16 protein-coding genes are annotated in these 20,081 nt (G+C 67.5%); 8 read left to right on the forward strand and 8 right to left on the reverse strand.

Features of this window, described 5'->3' with window-relative positions; all coding sequences use genetic code 11:
• Nucleotides 1–102: 102 nt before the first annotated feature.
• A complete protein-coding gene (locus DB30_RS14785; protein WP_052549292.1) occupies nt 103–1,836 on the forward strand; it encodes a VWA domain-containing protein in 1,734 nt (577 codons plus the stop codon).
• 12 nt (nt 1,837–1,848) lie between these two features.
• Here DB30_RS14785 and DB30_RS14790 read toward each other — a convergent pair whose 3' ends face one another.
• From DB30_RS14790 to DB30_RS14810, 5 genes are all read right to left on the reverse strand, one after another.
• Complete coding sequence (locus DB30_RS14790) at nt 1,849–2,526, reverse strand: phage holin family protein (RefSeq protein ID WP_052549295.1); 678 nt, start codon at nt 2,524–2,526, stop codon at nt 1,849–1,851.
• Nucleotides 2,526–3,056: a superoxide dismutase family protein gene (locus tag DB30_RS14795; protein WP_052549297.1), complete on the reverse strand. Its 531-nt coding sequence runs from the start codon at nt 3,054–3,056 to the stop codon at nt 2,526–2,528. The genes DB30_RS14790 and DB30_RS14795 overlap by 1 nt, the downstream gene beginning before the upstream one ends.
• A 218-nt stretch (nt 3,057–3,274) precedes the next feature.
• Entirely contained in the window at nt 3,275–5,440 is a 2,166-nt protein-coding gene (locus tag DB30_RS14800) for a DUF2339 domain-containing protein (RefSeq protein ID WP_146658949.1), read from the reverse strand.
• A 198-nt stretch (nt 5,441–5,638) separates the two neighbouring features.
• Entirely contained in the window at nt 5,639–6,814 is a 1,176-nt protein-coding gene (locus DB30_RS14805) for a THUMP domain-containing class I SAM-dependent RNA methyltransferase (protein WP_052549301.1), read from the reverse strand.
• Nucleotides 6,807–8,723, reverse strand: coding sequence for a M28 family peptidase (locus tag DB30_RS14810; RefSeq protein ID WP_165703767.1), 1,917 nt, complete (start codon nt 8,721–8,723; stop codon nt 6,807–6,809). Before DB30_RS14810 ends, DB30_RS14805 begins: the two co-directional genes overlap by 8 nt.
• A 339-nt stretch (nt 8,724–9,062) precedes the next feature.
• Between DB30_RS14810 and DB30_RS14815 the strand changes: the two genes are divergently transcribed.
• From DB30_RS14815 to DB30_RS42770, 7 genes are all read left to right on the forward strand, one after another.
• Entirely contained in the window at nt 9,063–9,836 is a 774-nt protein-coding gene (locus tag DB30_RS14815; RefSeq protein ID WP_052549304.1) for a histidine phosphatase family protein, read from the forward strand.
• A 158-nt stretch (nt 9,837–9,994) separates the two neighbouring features.
• Nucleotides 9,995–10,390, forward strand: coding sequence for a cupin domain-containing protein (locus DB30_RS14820; protein WP_052549306.1), 396 nt, complete (start codon nt 9,995–9,997; stop codon nt 10,388–10,390).
• Nucleotides 10,391–10,456: 66 nt separating this feature from the next.
• Complete coding sequence (gene cysD, locus DB30_RS14825) at nt 10,457–11,362, forward strand: sulfate adenylyltransferase subunit CysD (protein ID WP_052549308.1); 906 nt, start codon at nt 10,457–10,459, stop codon at nt 11,360–11,362.
• Nucleotides 11,362–13,305, forward strand: a complete 1,944-nt coding sequence (locus DB30_RS14830; RefSeq protein WP_052549310.1) for a bifunctional sulfate adenylyltransferase subunit 1/adenylylsulfate kinase — start codon at nt 11,362–11,364, stop codon at nt 13,303–13,305. Before cysD ends, DB30_RS14830 begins: the two co-directional genes overlap by 1 nt.
• 729 nt (nt 13,306–14,034) lie before the next feature.
• On the forward strand, nt 14,035–14,811 hold the full coding sequence (locus DB30_RS14835; RefSeq protein WP_052549312.1) for a hypothetical protein: 777 nt from the start codon (nt 14,035–14,037) through the stop codon (nt 14,809–14,811).
• A gap of 215 nt (nt 14,812–15,026) precedes the next feature.
• Complete coding sequence (locus DB30_RS14840) at nt 15,027–16,289, forward strand: dickkopf-related protein (protein WP_052549313.1); 1,263 nt, start codon at nt 15,027–15,029, stop codon at nt 16,287–16,289.
• A 94-nt stretch (nt 16,290–16,383) separates the two neighbouring features.
• A complete protein-coding gene (locus tag DB30_RS42770; protein ID WP_276204357.1) occupies nt 16,384–16,515 on the forward strand; it encodes a hypothetical protein in 132 nt (43 codons plus the stop codon).
• A gap of 7 nt (nt 16,516–16,522) precedes the next feature.
• On the opposite strand, the gene DB30_RS14845 is transcribed toward DB30_RS42770, so the two are convergent.
• The 3 genes from DB30_RS14845 to DB30_RS14855 form a co-directional block, all read right to left on the reverse strand.
• On the reverse strand, nt 16,523–17,908 hold the full coding sequence (locus DB30_RS14845; protein WP_165703768.1) for an MFS transporter: 1,386 nt from the start codon (nt 17,906–17,908) through the stop codon (nt 16,523–16,525).
• A gap of 269 nt (nt 17,909–18,177) precedes the next feature.
• On the reverse strand, nt 18,178–19,032 hold the full coding sequence (locus DB30_RS14850) for a calcium-binding protein (protein ID WP_240480236.1): 855 nt from the start codon (nt 19,030–19,032) through the stop codon (nt 18,178–18,180).
• Between the two features lie 184 nt (nt 19,033–19,216).
• Nucleotides 19,217–20,074: a sigma-70 family RNA polymerase sigma factor gene (locus tag DB30_RS14855; protein ID WP_052549319.1), complete on the reverse strand. Its 858-nt coding sequence runs from the start codon at nt 20,072–20,074 to the stop codon at nt 19,217–19,219.
• Nucleotides 20,075–20,081 lie beyond the last annotated feature (7 nt).

Genomic DNA, 20,081 nt, shown 5'->3' on the forward strand with positions numbered 1-20,081 from the left:
CCTCCCCGACTGAAAGTGTCAAACTCGGGCGCGTGGAAGCGCGCGACGTGGTATGGCATGACCGTGCACAGCCGTACCGGAACATTGGTGGGAACCCTCGGTATGTCCCTCGTCGCGGCCTTCGTCGGCGCCTCGGGCTGCTCGAAGACCATCGAGTGTTTGGATCTCCCCGGCGGGTGTGCAGACGACGGTTACACGCACAGCGAGACCGTTGGCGAGACCGTTGGCGAGACCGAGGGCGACCCAACCAACCAAGAGCCCGGCCTCACCGTGCTGACGGTCAACAAAGACGTCGATATCCTGTTCGTGATCGACAATTCAGGGTCCATGGGTGAGGAACAGGCGCTCCTCGCGACCAGCGTGGGGGCGATCATCGACGTCCTCGAGGATCCCGACGTCGGCGCCAACTACCGCATTGGCATCACGACCACGGACAACGGGAACCCCTGGTGTCCGTCCGGCGCGACCACGCCCGAGGCTGGCAAGCTGGTCGCGAGTTCATGCAAGAGCCGGCTTGGCGACTTCTCGTTCAACAACAGCGTCGATGTCCAGGATCTGGCGTGCAACGACATCTGCCCGCTCTCGCAGGCCGAGCTCGAGATCCTGCCAACCACCACGGACGTCGACGCCAACGCCAAGCCGCGGCCCTGGCTCGAGAGCATCGCGGGCGCCAAGAACATCCCCGACGCAATCAGCATGTCCGACGCGTTCGCCTGCATTGCGCCGCAGGGCATCAACGGCTGCGGGTTCGAGTCCCAGCTCGAGTCCATGTACCTCGCCCTCATTCGGACCCAGAACGCCGACGAGGCCAGCTACGGGTTCCTGCGCAGCTCGGCGATCCTGGCCGTGATCTTTTTGACCGACGAGGCCGACTGCTCATACAACAAGTCGTACAGCGAGATCTTCGAGCAAGACGGCAACAAGGTGTTTTGGTCCGACCCGGCCGCCAGCTTCCCGACCTCGGCGGTGTGCTGGAACGCTGGCGTCGAGTGCTCCGGTGATCCAAGCAACTACGCCAGCTGCGACGCGGTCAACAAAGACGTGAACGGCCAGAGCAACGTGAGCGACGCAAACGCCGTGCTCCACCCCCTCAGTCGCTACATTGGCCTGCTCGATGATTTCGAGCAACAAAAGCAGGAGTTGAACGCCGAGCAAGAGATCATCGTCGGGCTGATCGGCGGCGTCGACAACACGGGTGAGCCCTACTACGCCGACGTGGGTGGTACGAATCCGGTGTTCCAAAACACCTTTGGGATCGGCCCCGGCTGCGAAGCGCCCAACCCCTCCAACCCTAACGAGCCGGCCCAGGCCGTCCCGCCCGTGCGGCTCCGCGACGTGGTCGAGGCGTTCACGCCGGGCAACATGTTCTCGATCTGCGAGTCGGACTACTCGGGCGCGCTCGACAGCATCGTCGATCGCATCCGGGACCAGCTCCAGCCGGCCTGCTACACCCAGTGCGTGCTCGACAGCGATCCGGCCACGCCGCTCGTCGAGCCCACCTGCACGGTCGAAGAGGATCCACCTGGAAACGCCAACACCACCGCGATCGAGGAGTGCCTCCGCGACGCCAACGGCTACGTGATCGATCCGCAGACCAACGACTACACCATGCCCGGCGGGCAGGCGAACGTCTGCTACGCGCTGCTCAGCGACAAGACCGGGCTGACGCCCAGCGCTCACGACGACATGTCCGCGCAGTGCATCGACGCTGCGTTCAACCTCGAGTTCAAGATCGCCCGCCGCCCTGGGTTTCCGGCGGTTGGGGGCACCTCGATCACGGCGACCTGTTCGGTTGCCGAGTTTCCAGAGGTCGACTGCCCTGGCATTGGCGGATAGCGGGCTAGCGGGCTAGCGGGCTGACGCTCCGCCGCCGCGGCGGCCCGCGAGCGTCCAGACGAGCCCCCCAACGATCATCGCCGCGGCGACGCCCGCGACCCCCACCGCCGCGAGCTTCGAATACCGCACGACGTGAGCCCGCGTCTCGCTGCCGAGCTCGTCGAGGTCGGACGCCAGCAGCCGCTCCCTCGCCTCGAGCTGCCGCTGCAGCTGAGCTCGTGTGGGCTCGCGCGTAGGCTCGTGGTCGGGTGGTCCGGCTGCCGCCGAGCCGGCAGACACTGCCCGTGGAGGTTCTCGACCCTGCGTGATCGGCAGCGCCTGCGCGCGCTTGGACTCGACTTCGGGCGGCTTGTCGCCAAAGCTGACCAGCTTCGGACGAACCCGCGCAAACAGTCCACCAAGCCCGATTACGGCGACACCCACGATCAGCATCCCCAAGCTGAGGTGCCCGAGCGCCGCCCCGATCGCCAGCGCGGCGGCGATCAACGTGAACAAGCCGCCAACACCGACCAGGCACGCGGCGACCACCTTGCAGATCGCGGGGTTGAGCGTTTTTTCGACATAGGACAGCAACTCGAGCTTGAGCAGCTCGGCTCGCAGCGAGACGACATCGCCAGCGACCTGGGCGATCTCGGCGGGCAGCGAAGGCGCAGCGGCCGAGCCCCGGTCGCGGGTGCTTGGGCGAGGCATCAGCCCTTGCCCGCTTGGATCACGCCGCACGCGATCCGGGGCTCGGGTTTGGCTGGGTCAGGATCATCGGTTTGTTGGTGGATCACCAGCGCGGTCCCTTTGTCGCTGAGCAACGATCGGGGCCCCTTCTCATCGAGGTTGGCGCCCTTCACCATCGCCTCATACTTCACGGTGCCGTCGGCTGCGACTTGCAGGTATGGCAAGAAGCCGACCTCGTCCGGGCCGGGGCTCGCGTTCGTTGGGTTGAAGTGTTCGCCCGCCGAATCAAAGCTAGGCGGGTCACATTTTCCAACCTCGTGAATGTGAAACCCGTGGCTGCCAGGCGTCAGGCCATGACCGTTGAATTCGATCTTGACACCCGTCGCCCCCATCTCGAATGTGGCCTCGCCGACCCCCTTCCCGTTCGAGTCGGTCAGCTTGGCCACCGCCTCACGGGGTTTGGCGTCATCGTCCTTGGTGCAGGCGCCAAGCGCCATCAGACACAAGGTGACGGCGGCACAGCAGATCTTGGATGCTCGCGGCTTGCTCATGATTGTCTGGGTCTAATCGCAAACGCGAGGCGCTACCCTCGACCCAGGATCCAGGCCGAAGAACGCCCGTGCGCTGACTTGGCCGATCCGTGCCCAGCACTCGCGCATCCGGCGCAAAGCCCGAGTCAATCCGCGTCAACAACACAATGGATGCCCACCCTGCCGAATCTTCGCCCACACCACGACGGATCGAGTCAACGTTGCGCGGTGGGGCTTCATCATGAGGGCGTCATGGACCGCTGGGCCCGACTGTAGGCGTACGCACCCGCGATCAGGATCACCCCGATCCCAGCGAAGCCCAGCGCCCGCCAGACCACGTCCGCGTCCGCCAGGTCAAACCCAACGATCTTCACGGCCGCGAAGGCGAAGCCCGCGAGCGCGAGGTGGCGCCAGCTGCCCTGGCGCAGTCGCAGCCCAGCGACCAGCAACACCAGGCTCGTCGCGGCGATGCACAGCGTGTAGCACAGCTGCGCGAAGCCTGGCCCGGCCCCAACCACATCCATGACGACCGAGGTCACCAGCGCGAGCGACAGCCCAAGCGAGAGCGCGACCAGGATCCCGAGCGGGCCGGCCTCCGCGTCGTCTTCGAGCCGCTCGAGCTGCTTGGCTTGGATCACCCGCCAGATCAACGCACCCCCGAGCCCGGCGAGGGTGAGCAGCGCGACGACGAGCAGCGCCTGCGGGCCCGCCTGTTCGGCCTTGAACAGTCCCTCTGCCTCACACCCGGCGATTGCCACGAGCGCGCCGATCAGGCCAACCCCGAGCCCCGCGGTCGCCAGCCACACGCCGTGGCGCGTCAACCGAGCGCACACCCAGCCGCCAAGCACGACCACCGGCACCAGCGCCCAGAGCAGGGCGACGTGCGGGGCCTTGGGGCCAAGCTCCACCACGACGCCCGTCCACCCAACCATCGCCGCAGTCCACAACACGACGTTGGGGCTCGCGTTTTTCACCGCGTCGTCCGAGCGATCGCGCGACCACAAGCTCGCCCCCAGCGGCACCGCGGCCGCGAACAACCCCAGCGGCAGCGCGGGCGGTTCATGAAGATCGACCGCCGCGATCACGGCGGCGAGCGAAGGCAGCAGGATCATCGCAATGCGCAGGGGCCGAAGCACCGACCACGGCAGCGCGACCGCGACCACGCTCATGCCGATCCACCACGAGACCAGCGCGGCGTCGCCAACCAACAGCGGCCCGGCGACCATCGCCTGCACCCACGCGAAGCCGATGAAGACCCGACTGACCGTCGAGCCCTCGGCCGCGTCCGCGCGCCTGAGCAGGAGCACGGCCAAGACCACGTGCCAGCCGCCCAGACACAGGGTCGCCAGCGCCAGCGTCTTGGGCGTCTGCGAGAACGCAGCCGTCGCCGCGGCCCAACTCAGGATCCCCGCGACGATCAGCCGGGCCTGGGCGTGCAGCTGATCCGCCGCGTCAACGCTGGCCTGCAACAACCGCCACCCCGAGGCCGCGCTCGCAACCAGCAAGACCACCGACCACAACATGAACACGTCGCCGTTGTCGGGCCCAAGGTTCATCGCCGCCCAGCGCCCACCCAACATCCACGTGGCCACCAGCGCGATCGTGGGCAGCTCGGGCCAGCTTCGCCGCCAGTCGACGAACATCAACACGCCCACGACGACCAGCTGGTAGATCATCAGCTCGACCAGGTGCCCGCCCACGTTGGCGACCAGCACCGGCGTCGCGCAGGCAGCTAGCGTGGCCAGCACGGCCATCAGCCGCAGCCGCAGCCGATCGGCGATCAACAGACACGCCGCCGCGCCGACCCCCAACGCCACGAACACCTGCGGCCCGCTGACGAGCTCGTGCGTGTGCCGAGCCAGCAGCCACGCAGCAAACCAGCCGCCAAGGCCCGCGCCGCCGACCGCCCCTGCGACCGACTCGTACCGCTTGCGAGCCAGCGGCCACGCAGCCACGGTCAGCAGCGCCGACAGCAAGGCCGCGCCCGCAAACCGAACACCCGGCGAGAGCCACTCTTGCTCGATCGCGTAGACGACAAACGAGACCAAACCAAGCAACAGCGCCGCGCCGCCGGTCGCCGCCAACACTTGCGCTGGACTGCGCTTGGTCTCCGGCTCGACATGCGCGTCGAGGGCTGCGGCGAAGCGCGCGGCGTTGGCCGAGGGTTCGCGCTCAGCGGAGCTCGCCGGCGGCGCGGAAGGTGGTGGGAGCGTGGCTTGTGGTGGCCAGGTTTGTTGATATTGGGGGTGTTCGGGGTGCGCCGCGGGGGGTGGCGTCACCGTTGGCTGCGCTTGTCCGCCAACCTGCTGCTCGAGCGCGTGCACGCGCGCGAGCAGCTGCTGGACTTGCGCATTGACAGCTTCGAGCCGCCGCTCGATCGCTGGATCATCGTCAGGTGAAGTCATGGTGCCGCGAACTTCCGCGTCCCGAGATTAGTTCACCCGCGCATGACCGTACACGGACGACACGGGCGCCATACGAGCGCCCGCGAGGCCTGCATGGCAACGCCTGTCCACACTTGGCGTCGATGAGGGCCGGATCACAGCGAAGCCACCCGCACGCCTGATTCTCGCGCTGATGCGCAACAGAGACATCCAAGCACCCTACTCGATCACGCCCGTCCAGATCCCAATCTTCACCCCACCTTGTTCGGTGGTCAGCTGGCGCTCGAGCCCAAGCTTTGTCGCACCCGCCAGCGCAGCTTCGCTCGTCACCAAGCCGACCCGCGTTGGCCTTGGCAGCTGCAGCGCCAGTTTTCCCAGGCTGGCATAGAGGTTGCGCAGCCGGCTTGGATCCCCGGTTCGCAAGCCCCACGGCGGGTTGGCCACCAGCGCGACGCCGTCGCCAACGAGCTCGGGCAGCTGCTTGTCGCCAACGGATCGCTGAATGAATTGCGCCAAGCTCCCCGCGCCCGATCGCGCCGCGTTAGCCTGCGCGGCCTCGACCGCGCCTGCGTCACGATCACAGCCGAGCAAGCTCGCGACCGGCTGCGCGCCGCGACTGAGCTCGTCGCGGATCGCGTTGAAGCGCGCCGCGTCAAATCGCGGCTGTCGCATGCACGAGAACGCTCGGCTCGCACCTGGCGGCAAGCCGGCGGCGATCGTCGCGGCCTCGATGATCGTCGTGCCCGCGCCCGCGACCGGATCAAACAAGGCCATGCCCGGCTGCCAGCCGGTCACCCGCAGCAGCGCCTGGGCGATGTCCTCGCGCAGCGGGGCCTTGGCGGTCTGCTGACGCCACCCACGCTTGTGCAGCAGCCTGCCAGTTGTATCAACGCTGATCGTGCAGCGATCTCGCATGATCCGAACCTGAACGAGCGTGGGCTCGACCCCCTCGTCGCCAAGCTCGCCGCCACCGGGGCCCTTGCCAACGTCAGCCCGGACCCGCACCTCGCCTTTGAGCCGACGCGCGATGCTTCGCTCGATCCGCTCTACGATCGCCTTGGTGTGATACAGCCGCGAGCGCTTGGCGTGGGCCCGGACCCGCACGCTCAGCTGCCCGCTCGGGCCGCGGATCAGCCAGCGCTCCCACTCGAGCGCCTTGGTGACACGCTCGAGCTTCGCGAAGTCGCGAACCAAGAAGTCCGCCATGCGCACGAGCACGCGCAAGCCAAGCGCCGAGCCAAGGTTGATCCGGTAGATCGCGTCGCGATCGCCGAAGCAGCTGACGCCGCCCTGGGTGACGGCGCACTCCTCAACGCCGAGCTCATCGAGCTCTTGCGCGAGCAGGTCCTCGAGCCCGGGTGCGCAGGCGACAAATAGGCGCAGTCGATCAGTCATGCTCGTGGGGGGCCGGCTCTGGTGTAGCCGCGCCGGGCTCAGTGTCCCACGGTCGCAGCTGCTCGCCGAATCGCTTGCGCCGCTCGGCCTGGCGGGCCATGCGTTCGGCCTCGTCGGGGTCTTGGGACCAGTCAAACTGAAGCTCGACGCGGGTCGTGCCCGGCCCCGCGGCGCCGCGCCGCGCGACCGTCAGCGTCTTGCGCGAATCGCCGCGCCGCACCGCCGCGAGCAGCTGGGCGAGGGTCGAGACCGGCTCCCCCGCGACCTCGAGGATCCGATCACCCACCGCGAGCCCCGCTCCGGCGGCCAGCGAGCCCTCGAGGATCGAGACGACCCTGGTGTCGTGAAGCGCTGCCCCGAGCTTGCGCCCCGGCAGCGCGACCAGGTTGTGGCGCTCGAGCGGCGCGGGCAGCTGCGCCAGCTGCCAAGCGGCGATCGCCACGACCAAGGCCGAGTGACGTTGATACGCGTCGATCACCGCGTCGGCGTGGTCGTACTGGGTGTGGTGATAGTGGTCGTAGTCCGAGCGCCCCGACTGCCCCCAGAAAAACGCCGGCACCCCCTCGCGCAAGAACGAGGTGCTGTCAGAGGGCTCGAAGGGCAGGCCCTCGACCAGCTCCAAGCTAAACGGCATGTCCGCGGGCGAGAGCTTGGTGACCGGCTCGAACACGGCCTGCATGATCGCGTGAAGCTCCGGGGTGACGGGCAGCGCGGAGATGTAGTTTGTGCCGTTGTCGTGGACCAGCGCCGCGCTGATCCCCGCGAGTTGATCTGCGTGGGCGGCCACCCAAGCTGTGGAGCCGAGCAAGCCCTGCTCCTCGCCCGACCACAGCTGGAAGCTGATCGTCCGGCGCGGGCGCTGGCCAGTGCGGGCGCACGCCGCCGCGATCAGGCGCGCGGCCTCCATCGTCGTCGCCACTCCGGCCGCGTTGTCGATCGCCCCGCTGCCGCCGTCCCACGAGTCGAGGTGGCCGCCAACGATCACGCGCTGATCCGGCAGGCTCGCCCCGGGGAGCTCGGCGATCACGTTGTAGACCGGCACAGGACCCGGCAGCAGCCGATTCGCCACGCCAAACTCGAGCTCGACGTAGTCACCCGCGTCGATCCGCTGAAGCAGCGCGTGGTGTTGATCACCGCGCAGCTGGATCTCGACTCGGGTCGGCAGCTTGTCTGGATCGAGGCGATGGTCGCCGTGGGTCGAGATCCGCGGATCGTCCGAGTCGCCCGCGGCGAACACCAGCCCGGCGATCTTCCCACGCTCGAAGGCCCGCTCGATCTGCTGGCCCAGCTTGCCGCTTGGTCGCTCGAACCCATAGGGAACCATGATCCACGCGTCGCGCAGGTATGGCTTGCGCGCGCGCAGCTGGGCCGCGTCTTCGGGGTAGCGCAGCGCCTGGCCACGCACGGGGCCGCCGGCTTCGAGCCCGTCTTGACCGCGGGTTCCGGGCGTCCACGCCCAGGTCCCAAACTCGAGGGGCTCGCGCTCGGGTCGGACCACGGCGCCGGTCGCCTTGCCGCGATCGAAGGCGACCGGGTAGCTGCCCCACTGCTCGTGGGTCGCCGTCAGGCCCCAGCCCTCGAATTGATCGACGGCCCACAGCTCGGCCTCGAGCAGCTGCGGCGAGCCGGTCAGGCGCGGCCCGATCTCGACGGCGACCGCCGCGAGCAGATCGCCGACTTGGCTGTCTCGATCTGCGATCGCCACAATCGCCTGGATCACCGCGTCGTCCGAGATCGGCGCGCGCTCGACCGGAGGCTCGGGGTTGGACGCCACGTCGACCTCGACGCTGGCCGGTCGCTCCACGCTGACCCGCGCGGGCGCCTCGGACCCACGACAGCCAATGAGCAACGCCACCGCGCCAAGCTGGGCGAATCCCCTGAACAGTCCGAGCGGCGCGCGAACAGGCACGTGTTCCACATCATCGCACGTACTTTCATGCGTGGGGCAGCGACCCATACCCAGCTGAATCTTTTTCAGCTCGGGCGAGGGCTTCTCGCCCGCTTGCGGACGCTTTCGTCGACCGGTTCCCCCTGAGAAGCGAACGATGCCCAGGTTCACCTGCCAGAACTCACCAGCCTCGGGGTTTCGCACCCGCCGTGGACCCACCATCCGGGCGCGCTGCTCGGTGCGCTGTGCGATTGACGACTGCGCGAAGATGTCCGCACTCATCAATCAGCAAGATACGCGCACCCAGCTGGACTTGAATCAGCGCTGGCCTGCTCGTCCACCGTGATAGAAGCGCCCACCATGCCGCGCCTGCTCCTCGTGCGTCACGCTCAATCCGAGAACAACCTGAGCAACGCTCGCATCCGCGAGCAATTCCGTTCAGATCCCGAGCGAATGCAGCTCGAGGCCAACCGCGCCCGCCAAGCCGATCCCGAGCTCACCGAGACCGGTCGCGAGCAGGCGTCGTTGCTGGCCAAGACCCTCGCTCCAATCCTTGCAAGCTCACGCAGCTTGCTCGTGAGCAGCCCGATGCGACGGGCGCTTCGCACAGCGGCGGCGAGCGCAGAACGTGCTGGCATCGACCGCTTTACTTGTGAGGGTGAACTATTCGAGGTTGGCGGGTGCCACTATTGTGACGAGGCCCGGCCGTCCTCGACCACCGCCCAGATCGAGGCCGAGTTTCCGGTCGCGTGCCGCAACATTGGCCCCGAAGGTTGGTACGGCGGTCGGGCTGTCAGCGAGCGCGCCAATGAGGTGAGCGCGCGCGTGGATCGGGTGATCACCTGGGCCAACACCATCCTCGCCAGTGGCGACCACGACACGATCGTGGTCGTCACCCACGGCGATCTGCTGTCCCGCTGGCTGCGTCGCTGGCTTCACGTTCCGGCCTCGCGCGGCCTGGCGTTCGTCCACGGCAACACGGGCGTCACGACCCTGAGCTGGGACCCAAGCGACGGCCTGTTGCTCGAGGGCCTCAACGCGGTCGAGCACCTGCCCGCGCCGCTGCGGACCGGAGCCGACAGCGAGTTTTGGTGGCGCTACGCGTGGCCGGAGTCCAACGCCATTCACAGTTGATCCGACTCGGGGATCTCGTCACGCACGCGACGGTCAGCGGGTCTCCCGCGTTTGGCATCGAGGCTGTCGCCGGACCGCTCGCCACCGGTAGGCGTGAGAATCCGGGCGCGGGATCAAGCGGCCGCGCGCGCCGGAGTTCTTGGCCTATCCTCGCCTGCATGAGCGTGCTCGATCTCTCGAAGACCCCTGTTCACCTCGGCCTTGGCGCCACCGTGCTGCCGCAGCCCCCTCACGACGGCAGCATGGAGTGGTACCAGCGCTACGGCGCCGCGCATGCCGACGACGGCGCCGAGGGTCGGCTCGTCGCCGTCCACAGCTTCGACGCCGACTGGGCGACCTGGGAGGTCCACCCGAACGGCGAAGAGCTGGTCTACATAATCTCCGGCAAGATGACGCTAATTCAGGATATCGATGGCGAGCACCGCGAGGTGCAGATGGCAGCCGGCGAGGCCGCGATCAACCCGCGTGGGGTGTGGCACACCGCGAAGGTGGTCGAGCCAGTCACCGCGCTGTTCATCACCGCAGGCGAGGGCACGCGCAACGAAGTGCGCTAATTCGTGGCGCAGGTCGTGGGCCACGCGCTTGCGCGCTTTTACCCAGCGTCTACACTCCGCGCTCCGATGGACGCCCGGCGACTCACGCACCTGCGCCAGCTCGAGGCCGAGAGCATTTTCATCATCCGCGAAGTCGTGGCCGAGTTCGAGAAGCCAGTGATGCTGTTCTCGATCGGCAAGGACTCGATGGTGATGCTGCGCCTCGCTCAGAAGGCGTTTTGGCCCGGCAAGCTGCCGTTCCCGTTGATGCACGTCAACACCACGTGGAAATTCCGCGAGATGATCGACTTTCGCGATCGGCTGTGCAGCGAGAGCGGCTACGAGCTGCTCTCGCACACCAACCCCGACGGGGTCCGCGACGGCATCAACCCCTTCGATCACGGCGCCGCGTACACGGACATCATGAAGACCGACGCGCTCAAGCAAGCGCTGAGCAAGCACGGCTTCGACGCGGCGTTCGGCGGGGCCCGGCGCGACGAAGAGCGCTCGCGTGCCAAGGAGCGGGTCTACAGCTTTCGTGATCGCAACCACGCCTGGGACCCCAAGAACCAGCGGCCGGAGCTGTGGCGGCTCTACAACGGGCGTCACTTCAAGGGCGAGAGCATCCGCGTGTTCCCTCTGTCGAACTGGACGGAGCTCGACGTGTGGCAATACATCCACCTCGAGCACATCCCGATCGTGCCGCTCTACTACGCGGCCCCGCGCCCGGTGGTCGAGCGCGACGGCACGCTGATCATGGTCGACGACGAGCGCATGCCGCTCGAGCCCGGCGAGGTCCCCGAGCAAAAAATGGTCCGGTTCCGCACGCTGGGTTGCTACCCGCTGACCGGCGCCGTCGAGTCCACGGCGACCACCGTCCCGCAGATCATCCACGAGATGCTGACCACCCGCGTCAGCGAGCGCTCCGGCCGGGTCATCGACCGCGACGCCGACGGCTCGATGGAGAAGAAGAAGCGCGAGGGGTACTTCTGATGGCCATTGATCATCGCAGCCCGCCATTTCCCAGCCAGCGCCCTGCCGACGCCGAGCGCCCGGTCAGCAGCCTGGTCCAGACCATCCCGCCGCCCGATCGGGCCGACGCCGAGATCCTCGAGTTCCTGGGTGACTACGAGCGCCGCAGCCTGCTGCGCTTCGTCACGATCGGCTCGGTCGACGACGGCAAGTCAACCCTGATCGGCCGGCTCTTGTACGAGACCGGCGGCGTGTTCGAAGATCAGCTGGCCTCGGTCACCAGCACCGAGCAAGACGGCAGCGAGGTCATCAACTTCGCCAACCTGACCGACGGCTTGGTCGCCGAGCGCGAGCAGGGCATCACGATCGACGTCGCGTACCGCTACTTCGCGACCAAGCGGCGCAAGTTCATCATCGCCGACACCCCCGGCCACGTTCAGTACACCCGCAACATGGCGACCGGGGCCAGCACGGCCGACGCCGCGGTGATCCTGATCGACGCGCGGCTTGGGGTCTTGCAGCAGTCGCGGCGCCACGCCTACATCGCCGCGCTGCTCCGCATCCCCAGCCTGCTGGTCGCGGTCAACAAGATGGACCTCGTCAACTTCGAGCGCAGCACCTACGACGCGATCGTGGCGGAGTTCCGGGCGTTCACGGACCAGCTCGAGTTTGGCAACGTGGAGTTCTTCCCGGTCAGCGCGCTCGCGGGCGACAACGTGGTCGAGCCGAGCGCGCGCACCCCATGGTTTCGCGAAGCTGGCGGCAAGCCGCTGCTCGAGCACCTCGAGTCCATGGAGGTCGCCAGCACCGGCGACGACGAGCGACTGATCTTCCCGGTCCAGCTGGTCTCGCGGCCCGACCTGGATTTTCGTGGCTACGCGGGCACGATCGCCGCGGGCCGGATCCGGCGTGGTGATCTGATCAAGGTGCTGCCCTCGGGCAAGACCAGCCGGGTCGAGCGAATCGTGACCTGGGACGGCGACCTCGCCGAGGCGTTCGCGCCGATGTCGGTCACGCTCACGCTCGCCGACGAGATCGACATCAGCCGCGGCGACGTGCTGACCCAGGTCGAGAACGACCTGCACATCAGCCGCCGGCTAGAAGCCACGCTGGTGTGGATGCACGACATCCCGCTCGAGACCGGGCGCCAGTACCTGCTCAAGCACATGACCACGCTGGTCTCGGGCACGATCGTCAAGGTCGACCACAAGGTCGACATGGACACGCTCGCGCACGTCAGCGCCAACAGCTTGGCGCTCAACGAGATCGGCGACGTCAGCCTCAGCCTCAACCGGCCGCTGATCCTCGACGACTACACCCAGGACAAGACCGCTGGGTCGTTCGTGATCATCGATCGGGTCAGCAACGTCACCGTCGCCGCCGGAATGATCCGCGGGCACGGCGAGGACTACCAAGACGATGGCCGCGCGGTGGCGCGGGCGATCGTTGCGACCGAGCGTGCGGCCCGGTTCAATCAAAAGCCCGCCGTGCTGTGGATGACCGGGCGCTCGGGCACCGGGAAGATCGTGGTCGCGCGGGCCCTGGAGCGGCGGCTGTTCGACGCGGGGCACATGGCCTACGTGTTTGATCCGCAGCAGCTCACGCGCATTGACCGGCAGGCCCAGGCTGCCCAGTTTCGTGCGCTGGTCAACGCCGCGGAGCTGGTCGCGGATGCGGGGATGATCGTGATCGTTGCCTACACGTCGCCCTCGCGGGCGGACCGGGCGAACGCGCAGGCGCACTTTCAGGATCGCTTCGCGTTCCTCGAGGCCTTCTTCGACGCGGACCTGCCCACCTGCCGCAGCCGGCTCGAGGCGCTTGGCCGCGAGCCGGACGAGGCGAGCTTGGCCTACGAGCCGCCGGATGATCCGGACATCATGATCGACGGGGACGAGCTGAACATTGCTCGCGAGGTTGATCGGCTGGTCCGCGCGCTGGAGCGGCGGGGCGTGATCAAGGGCTAGCAGCCCGAGTACGGGCGCACCGCGAAGGGCGTGAGGGCTAGCAGCCCCTCGCGGCGGAGGGCCCGAGCGAAGCTGGGGTCCTTCGGCCCGCACGCAGGCCGCAGGCCGAGTACGGGCGCACCGCGAAGGGCGTGAGGGCTAGCAGCCCCTCGCGGCGGAGGGCCCGAGCGAAGCTGGGGTCCTTCGGCCCGCACGCAGGCCGCAGGCCGAGTACGGGCGCACCGCGAAGGGCGTGAGGGCTAACAGCCCCTCGCGGCGGAGGGCCCGAGCGAAGCTGGGGTCCTTCGGCCCGCACGCAGGCCGCAGGCCGAGTACGGGCGCACCGCGAAGGGCGTGAGGACTAACAGCCCCTCGCGGCGGAGGGCCCGAGCGAAGCTGGGGTCCTTCGGCCCGCACGCAGGCCGCAGGCCGAGTACGGGCGCACCGCGAAGGGCGTGAGGACTAACAGCCCTCGGGTTCTGGGTCGGTGAGAAGCCGTCTCCAGCATGTCTCCAACGCCGGGGATCCCGGCGTGGGGACGCCCAACCTACCGTCGACCAAGTGCGTATCGTATTTCTTGGTGTATCCCTCGCCGTTCTCGTCGCGTGCGACTCGAGCCAGACTGCCCCCACGCAGCGTCCCGAGCCGCAGTCACAAGCAACCGTCGCCGCCCCGGCGGAGCAAGCGGAGCCACTCGTCAGCGTCCCAGGTACCGCGATTCGTCTCACCCCTCCGCCAGGCTTCGCGGCCATGTCCAGCTACGACGGCTTTCGCAACGAACAAACGGGTGGGATGATCATGGTCACGCGCATCGATCGTCCATACGAGGACGTGCGCGCGGCGATGGAGGCCAACCTCGCCGCCGATGGCGTCACCCCTGACTACGCCGAGGATCTCGCCCAGGGCGACCTGCCCGGGCGATTGGTGCTCGTGTCTCAGGCGCGCGGGGGTGAGTTCACGTCGAGCTGGCAACGGCTGCTGGGCAGCGGCGAGGAGACCATCGTCATCTCGGGAATCTGTTCGCAGGCGCCCTGTGACGAGCAGCTCGAGCAGCTCGAGGCGGCGCTGCGCTCGGCGGTGTGGGACAGCGACGCGCCGCAACAGCTCGGTGTGCATCTGGTCGACACTGGCGGGCTGCAAGCGATCATGGAGGACGAGCGCGAGCTGATGTACTCCAGCGATGGCACCCTCGCCGGCGACGTGGTGTTTCACGTGAGCTTGGTGCCGGGCTCGATCTCCGACGAGCAGCGTCAGCGCGCGCTCGACAGGTTCGAGGCTCTGCACGGGTTCGAGGCCCAGGACGTCAAGCCGGTCACGATCGACGGGCTCGAGGGCCGCGTGTCCGTGGGCGCGAGCAAGGCCGCCGCGAACGGCAAGCTCTTCTACGACGTGGTCTTGTTCGACCGAGAGGGCATCTGGTACCTGTCGGGAAACGCCAGGAAGGACTCGCCGGCGACGCGCGAGGTGTTCGAGCGCATGGCCAGCAGCTTCGCGCGCGGGTCTGCGGCACGATTTAGTGGTGGATGAGTCAGGGCTCGAGCCCGATCTCCGAGGGCATTGTCGCCGAAATTTCCAGTAAGCCCGCGCGAGGCCGGCGAATCGCCAGACCCGCCTCGGCCAAATGGTAGGCCGTCCGCGATGCACATCGCCGGCCAACAAGCACGTCGAGCGCGGGGCGGCGCGATGTTCAGGTATCCCACGACCCCGCATCGGAAATCTCATCCGCACGGTAGACTCCCCACATGCAGCGCTTGGCCGTCTTGATCTGCGCGACGCTGACCCTGGCCTGGGCGAGCCCGGCGCTCGCGTCCCCGTGCGATGACCCTCAGCCCGCGTGGCTGATGTGCGAGGACTTCGAGCAGGGCGGGCTCGGCTGGCAGCAGTGGTTTGATCAATCGGCCTTCGTCGAGTGCGACGGCTGCCCCGACGGCGTCAACGACCCGGATCGCATCCAGCTGCTCGCAGATCCTGCCGCGGCCCACGACGGCGACTGGTCCCTGCACCTGCCCGCCGCTGCGGCGGCCAACTACAGGGGCGCGTCGCTGGCCTATCGGACTTGCAACGGCAGCGGCGAGCAGGGCTGTCTCCTGACCGGGCACGACGAGCTCTACTTTCGTAGCTGGGTGCGCCTCGCCGACGACCATCAATACGTGCATCACTTTCTCTCGATCGCCGGCACCCAACCAGACGAGTATTGGGGCGCCGATGGCAACGCCGGCTGCCGCCCCAACGGCTACCGCGCGGCGGGCACAACCCTCGACTTCAACACCGATCACGAGCTGTTTTTCTATACATACTTTCCCGAGATGAACTGCGACATGGGCGGCTACTGCGATGGTGTGTACGCGCAGGGCATCTGTGACGGCTGCGCGCAAAAGGACATGCCCTGCGAGAACGGGCTCGAGTGCTGCTGGGGCAACCTGTTCGCGCCTGATCCGCCCAAGGTGCTGGCCACCGGTGAGTGGACCTGTCTCGAATTGCACATGCAGATCAACACGCCCGGGCAAGCTGATGGCGCGATGTCGTTTTGGGTCGATGACGAGCTCTCGCTCGAGCAGACGGGCATGCACTGGCGTGACGTCGAGGAGCTCGCGCTCAACAAGGCCTGGCTTCAGCACTACATCGCAGGCGGGGACGCGGATCAGCCCAACGAGGTGTGGTTCGACGACGTCGTCGTCAGCACCGAGCGCATCGGGTGTATGGCGACGGGGGACGGAGACGGGGACCCGGGTGATGGAGACGGCGACCCGGGTGACGGCGACGGAGACGGCGACCCGGGTGACGGCGACGGAGACGGAGACAGCGGCTCCGGTGATGGCGACGCGGGCGAGGCTACGGGCACCAGCGAAAGTGCTGACGGCCCTGGCGCAGACGACCCCGCCGGCTGCTCGTGCAACACAGCCAATCCGTCGCCGATGCGGCTGTGGTGGTCGTGCCTGATCTTGCTGGGGCTCGGCGCCGCGCCCCGGTCAACGCGGCGCCTTCGCTCCGGCACGCCTCTCTAGTACCAGCTTGTTGCTGCCCGACCTCGGCGACTGGTCTCCCGCGAGTTCGATCCGAACAGCATCCTGAGCGCCATGCCAACGCGCAAGCGAGTCCATGCAGGACGAGCGGCATTTCTCGTACCGCGATGGTCTTGCGGATCTGATCGTGTTGTTCGATCTTGCCAAATCATCGAGCCTCGGGACCGTCGCTGCAGTCGAGGTCCTGACCCTGCAACATCTCGGGTGAGGCCGGTTCAGGCTTGCCGAATGTGCTGGCGGACCCGCCATAGTGGGGCGAGCGCGCCCAGGCAGACAACCGCGCTGACCAAGGCGGCCACGGCAAACCCGGTCTGCACGGCGGCCGAGATCTCGGCGTTCAGAGGCACACCGTCGGCCCGTCCGAGCACCTCGCGGATGCGCTCGACATCCCCCATGAGGGTGCCCACCACGAAGAGCAGGACCGAGCCAACCAGGGCGTTGCCCATGGCAAACCCAAGGTTGCGGAGGAACTGGTGGGCGGCGGTGGCCCGCCCGAGCTCGTCGTCGGTGACCAAGTCGCGGAGCAGGGTGAGCCCAGCGTTGGTGCTGCCGCCGATGCCCGAGCCGGCCAAGACGAGCAGCACGAACAGCGCTGGCAGCGGTGCCCCGGAGGCAGCGATGCCGGCGATCGCGAACAGAGCGCACGACAGCAGCACGGTGCCGCCCAGCATCACGTTGAGAGGGCTGACACGCTCGCTGAGTCGGCTGACGATGTTGGCGCCTCCGGTCCAGCCGAGCACGAAGAAGACGACCGACCAGGCCGTGAGCGCCGTACCGCCCCCGTGTCCGGCGCTGACGAACAGGGGCACGAAGGTCTGGACGCCGATGCCGGCCATGAGCATGAGCGCGATGCCCCACGCGAGCGGACCCAACGGGGCGTCGAGGGCGTGCCGTGGAGCGATCACGGCGTCCTCGCGCCCGCGATTGCGTCGTACGACGGCGATCCCACAGACGACAGCGGCGCCTAGGGCGAGCAGCGAGCGGCCGTCGAGGGCGTCCACGGCGAACAGCACGAAGAAAGTGAAGCCTGCGAGGAGCCCCAGATCCACGGTCCGCAGCGCAGCACCTCGGCCTTCGTGGGCCGGCGGAGGCAGGGCGTTCCAACCGGCCACCAGCGCGATCGCTCCAAGAGGTAGATTGACCAGGAAGATCCAGCGCCACGAGGCGAACGTGAGCAGCACGGACGCCAGGGCAGGCCCCCCAACGCTCATCGCACCCCAGACGTTCGTGTTGGCGGCGAAGGCTCGTCCGATTAGATGCCGTGGGAAGACCAGCCCGACGGCGCTCAGCCCGACAGCGTTCACCGCACCTGCACCCGCGCCGTGGATCGCCCGGGCCAAGACGAGTGTCGCCATCGATGGTGCGAGGCCCGCAAGCACCCCGCCGATGATCAGCAGGATGACGGAGCCTCGGAAGACCTTCGCAATGCCGATCCGGTCGATCAGCGAGCCCGCGGCGACCGTGGAGACGCCGGCGGTCAGCAGGTAGCTCGTGATGACCCAGGGGAGCATCTCGACATGGCCGAGGGACGCGGCGACCTGGGGCAGCGCTGCGGCCACCGAGAGACCTTCGAACGCGGACAGCGCGACCAGCAGCAGCACTGCGAAGGCGACCCGGCGAAACCGGCGGTCGAAGATGCTGGTGGCGTTGGCGACGCTGCTGGGCTCGTCCAGCGCGATGCTGTCAGACATGGGGCCGCCTAGCCTCCACTACGGCGTCGTGATCACGGGCATTGTTCGAGCGCAGAGAAGGCGGATGCACGCTCATGCCCGCAGACACTACCCAGATCCGTCCTCCCGAACAAACGGGCGCTCCGGCGAACAGGCCCCCGCAACTCGACACGCGGCCGCGGCTCACGAAGGCCGTTGACTTACTGACACGGCAGGTGCACGTCGACGACCTCACCGACATGCAGCTGCCCGCCACTGTGAAATTCGAAGCGTGACCGCTCGCGCCCGCAGTTGGATCGCTCGTCGCAGTGCTCGCGCACGAAGTAGTCGAGGTTGATCGACTCGACGCCGGCCTCTGCGAGTGTGCTCAGCTCGCCGGGCAGCGAGGTCTTGTCGCCGTCTTCGTCGCGCCAGACCAGGATCTCGCCAAACTGGGCGTCACGCATGTCGATGCTGCCGTCGTGGTTGCTGTCGAGGGTGGCGAGGGCGATGAAGCCATTGTCGGCCCGCCGGCCCGAGCCGAGCACCGAGCCCGAGCCAAACAGCTCGTGACCACCGTCGATAAATCCGTTGTGGTCGAGGTCGATCGCCAACCAGGGGTTGTCCGTCGCGGGCCAGTCGGTGTTGAGGCACATTCCGGCGCCGTCCATGTCGAACGATGCTGCGTTGCTCGCGAGCGCGACTGGCCCGGCGTCGAAGCTGAGCACGAGCGGCGTGAACGGACACGCGGGGAAATAGGGGACCCCGGCCTTGTCGAGTTGGCACCGGACCGTGCCAGCGAGACCGCAGTCGCGCTCTTCGTCGGGGAGGCACTCGTAGCTGGTCAGGCACTCGCCCCAGTGGCCGCTGAAGTCGCTGTCAAACGTGCAGAACTGGGTGCCTTCCGCTGCCGCTTCGGTCTCGCAGGACTGGGCCTCGCCGTGGTCCGCACATGGCTCGTCCTCCGGCTCGATCGGAACGTCGGAGAGCGGATCGCCGTCGCCATCTCCCTCCTCGACCTCATCCGCGCCGTCTTCGACGACCACGGTCTCGCTGTCACAACCTGCTGAAAACACCGTGATGCAGAGCACTGATCCGGCTGAGATGAATCGTCGAAGATCAAGCATGTGGCCTCTGTGGATGATTCTGGCATGAACTAACAAATCAAACAACAGCTTTGTTGTTTTTAAAATTACCCCCGAATTCGCGTGAAATGCGTTCAGGCCGCGACCTCGAGGGTCTGCATCCACACAGGTGAGGTCAGTGCAGCCGTATGCTGCGCAGCTTGTCCGGGTTGCGCGTGATGTAGATCCGGGTGATGCGCTCGCCGTCAATCTCGAGCGCGGTGGTCTGCAACGCATCATCGATCCTGCTGACGAAGCCGGGGAGACCATCGATCACCACGCTCGAGATCATCTGAACGCCAGAGCCGAGCTTGCGTGCCAGCCCCGCGTAGAGCCGGACCACACGTTCCGCACCGCGAATGACGTTGAACGACCGGATCTTGCCGCCGCCATCTGAGTGCAGGGTCACGTCATCCGCCAAAATGGCGCCAAGCGCCTGGGTGTCGCCGCTGCTGCAGGCGTTGAAGAACGCCTTGGTCAGCGCGGCCCCGGTCTCCCGCGACACCGGGTTGCGCGGTCGGTCGACTTGCACATGTGCGCGGGCGCGAGAGGCGAGCTGTCGCGTTGCGGCCGGGCTGCGGTCGATGGTGGAGGCGACCTCGCCGAGAGGCTGGCCAAACACATCGTGCAGCAGGAAGGCCGCACGCTCTAGCGGCGACAACCGCTCCAGCGCCATCATCAGGGTCAAGGTCAGATGGTCGAGCCGCAGATCATCATCCGGTTCGGGCTCGATCAACGGCTCGGGCAGCCAGGTGCCGGGATAGGTCTCGTGTCGGGCGCGCGCCGCGTTCATGCGGTTGAGACACAGCCGTGTCACGATGCGCGTGAGCCATGCGGCCGGCTTCCGAATGCCCGCATGATCGGTGCCATACCAGCGCAGCCAGGCGTCTTGAACAACATCCTCGGCTTCGGCGTGCGAGCCGAGCATCCGGTACGCGATGCGCAGCAGCCGGGGCCGCTGCGCTTCGAAGCTCTCGGTCACCCAGTCGAGCATTCCGCTG

The sequence above is a fragment of the Enhygromyxa salina genome (assembly GCF_000737335.2).
Classification (GTDB): Bacteria; Myxococcota_A; Polyangia; order Nannocystales; family Nannocystaceae; genus Plesiocystis; species Plesiocystis salina_C.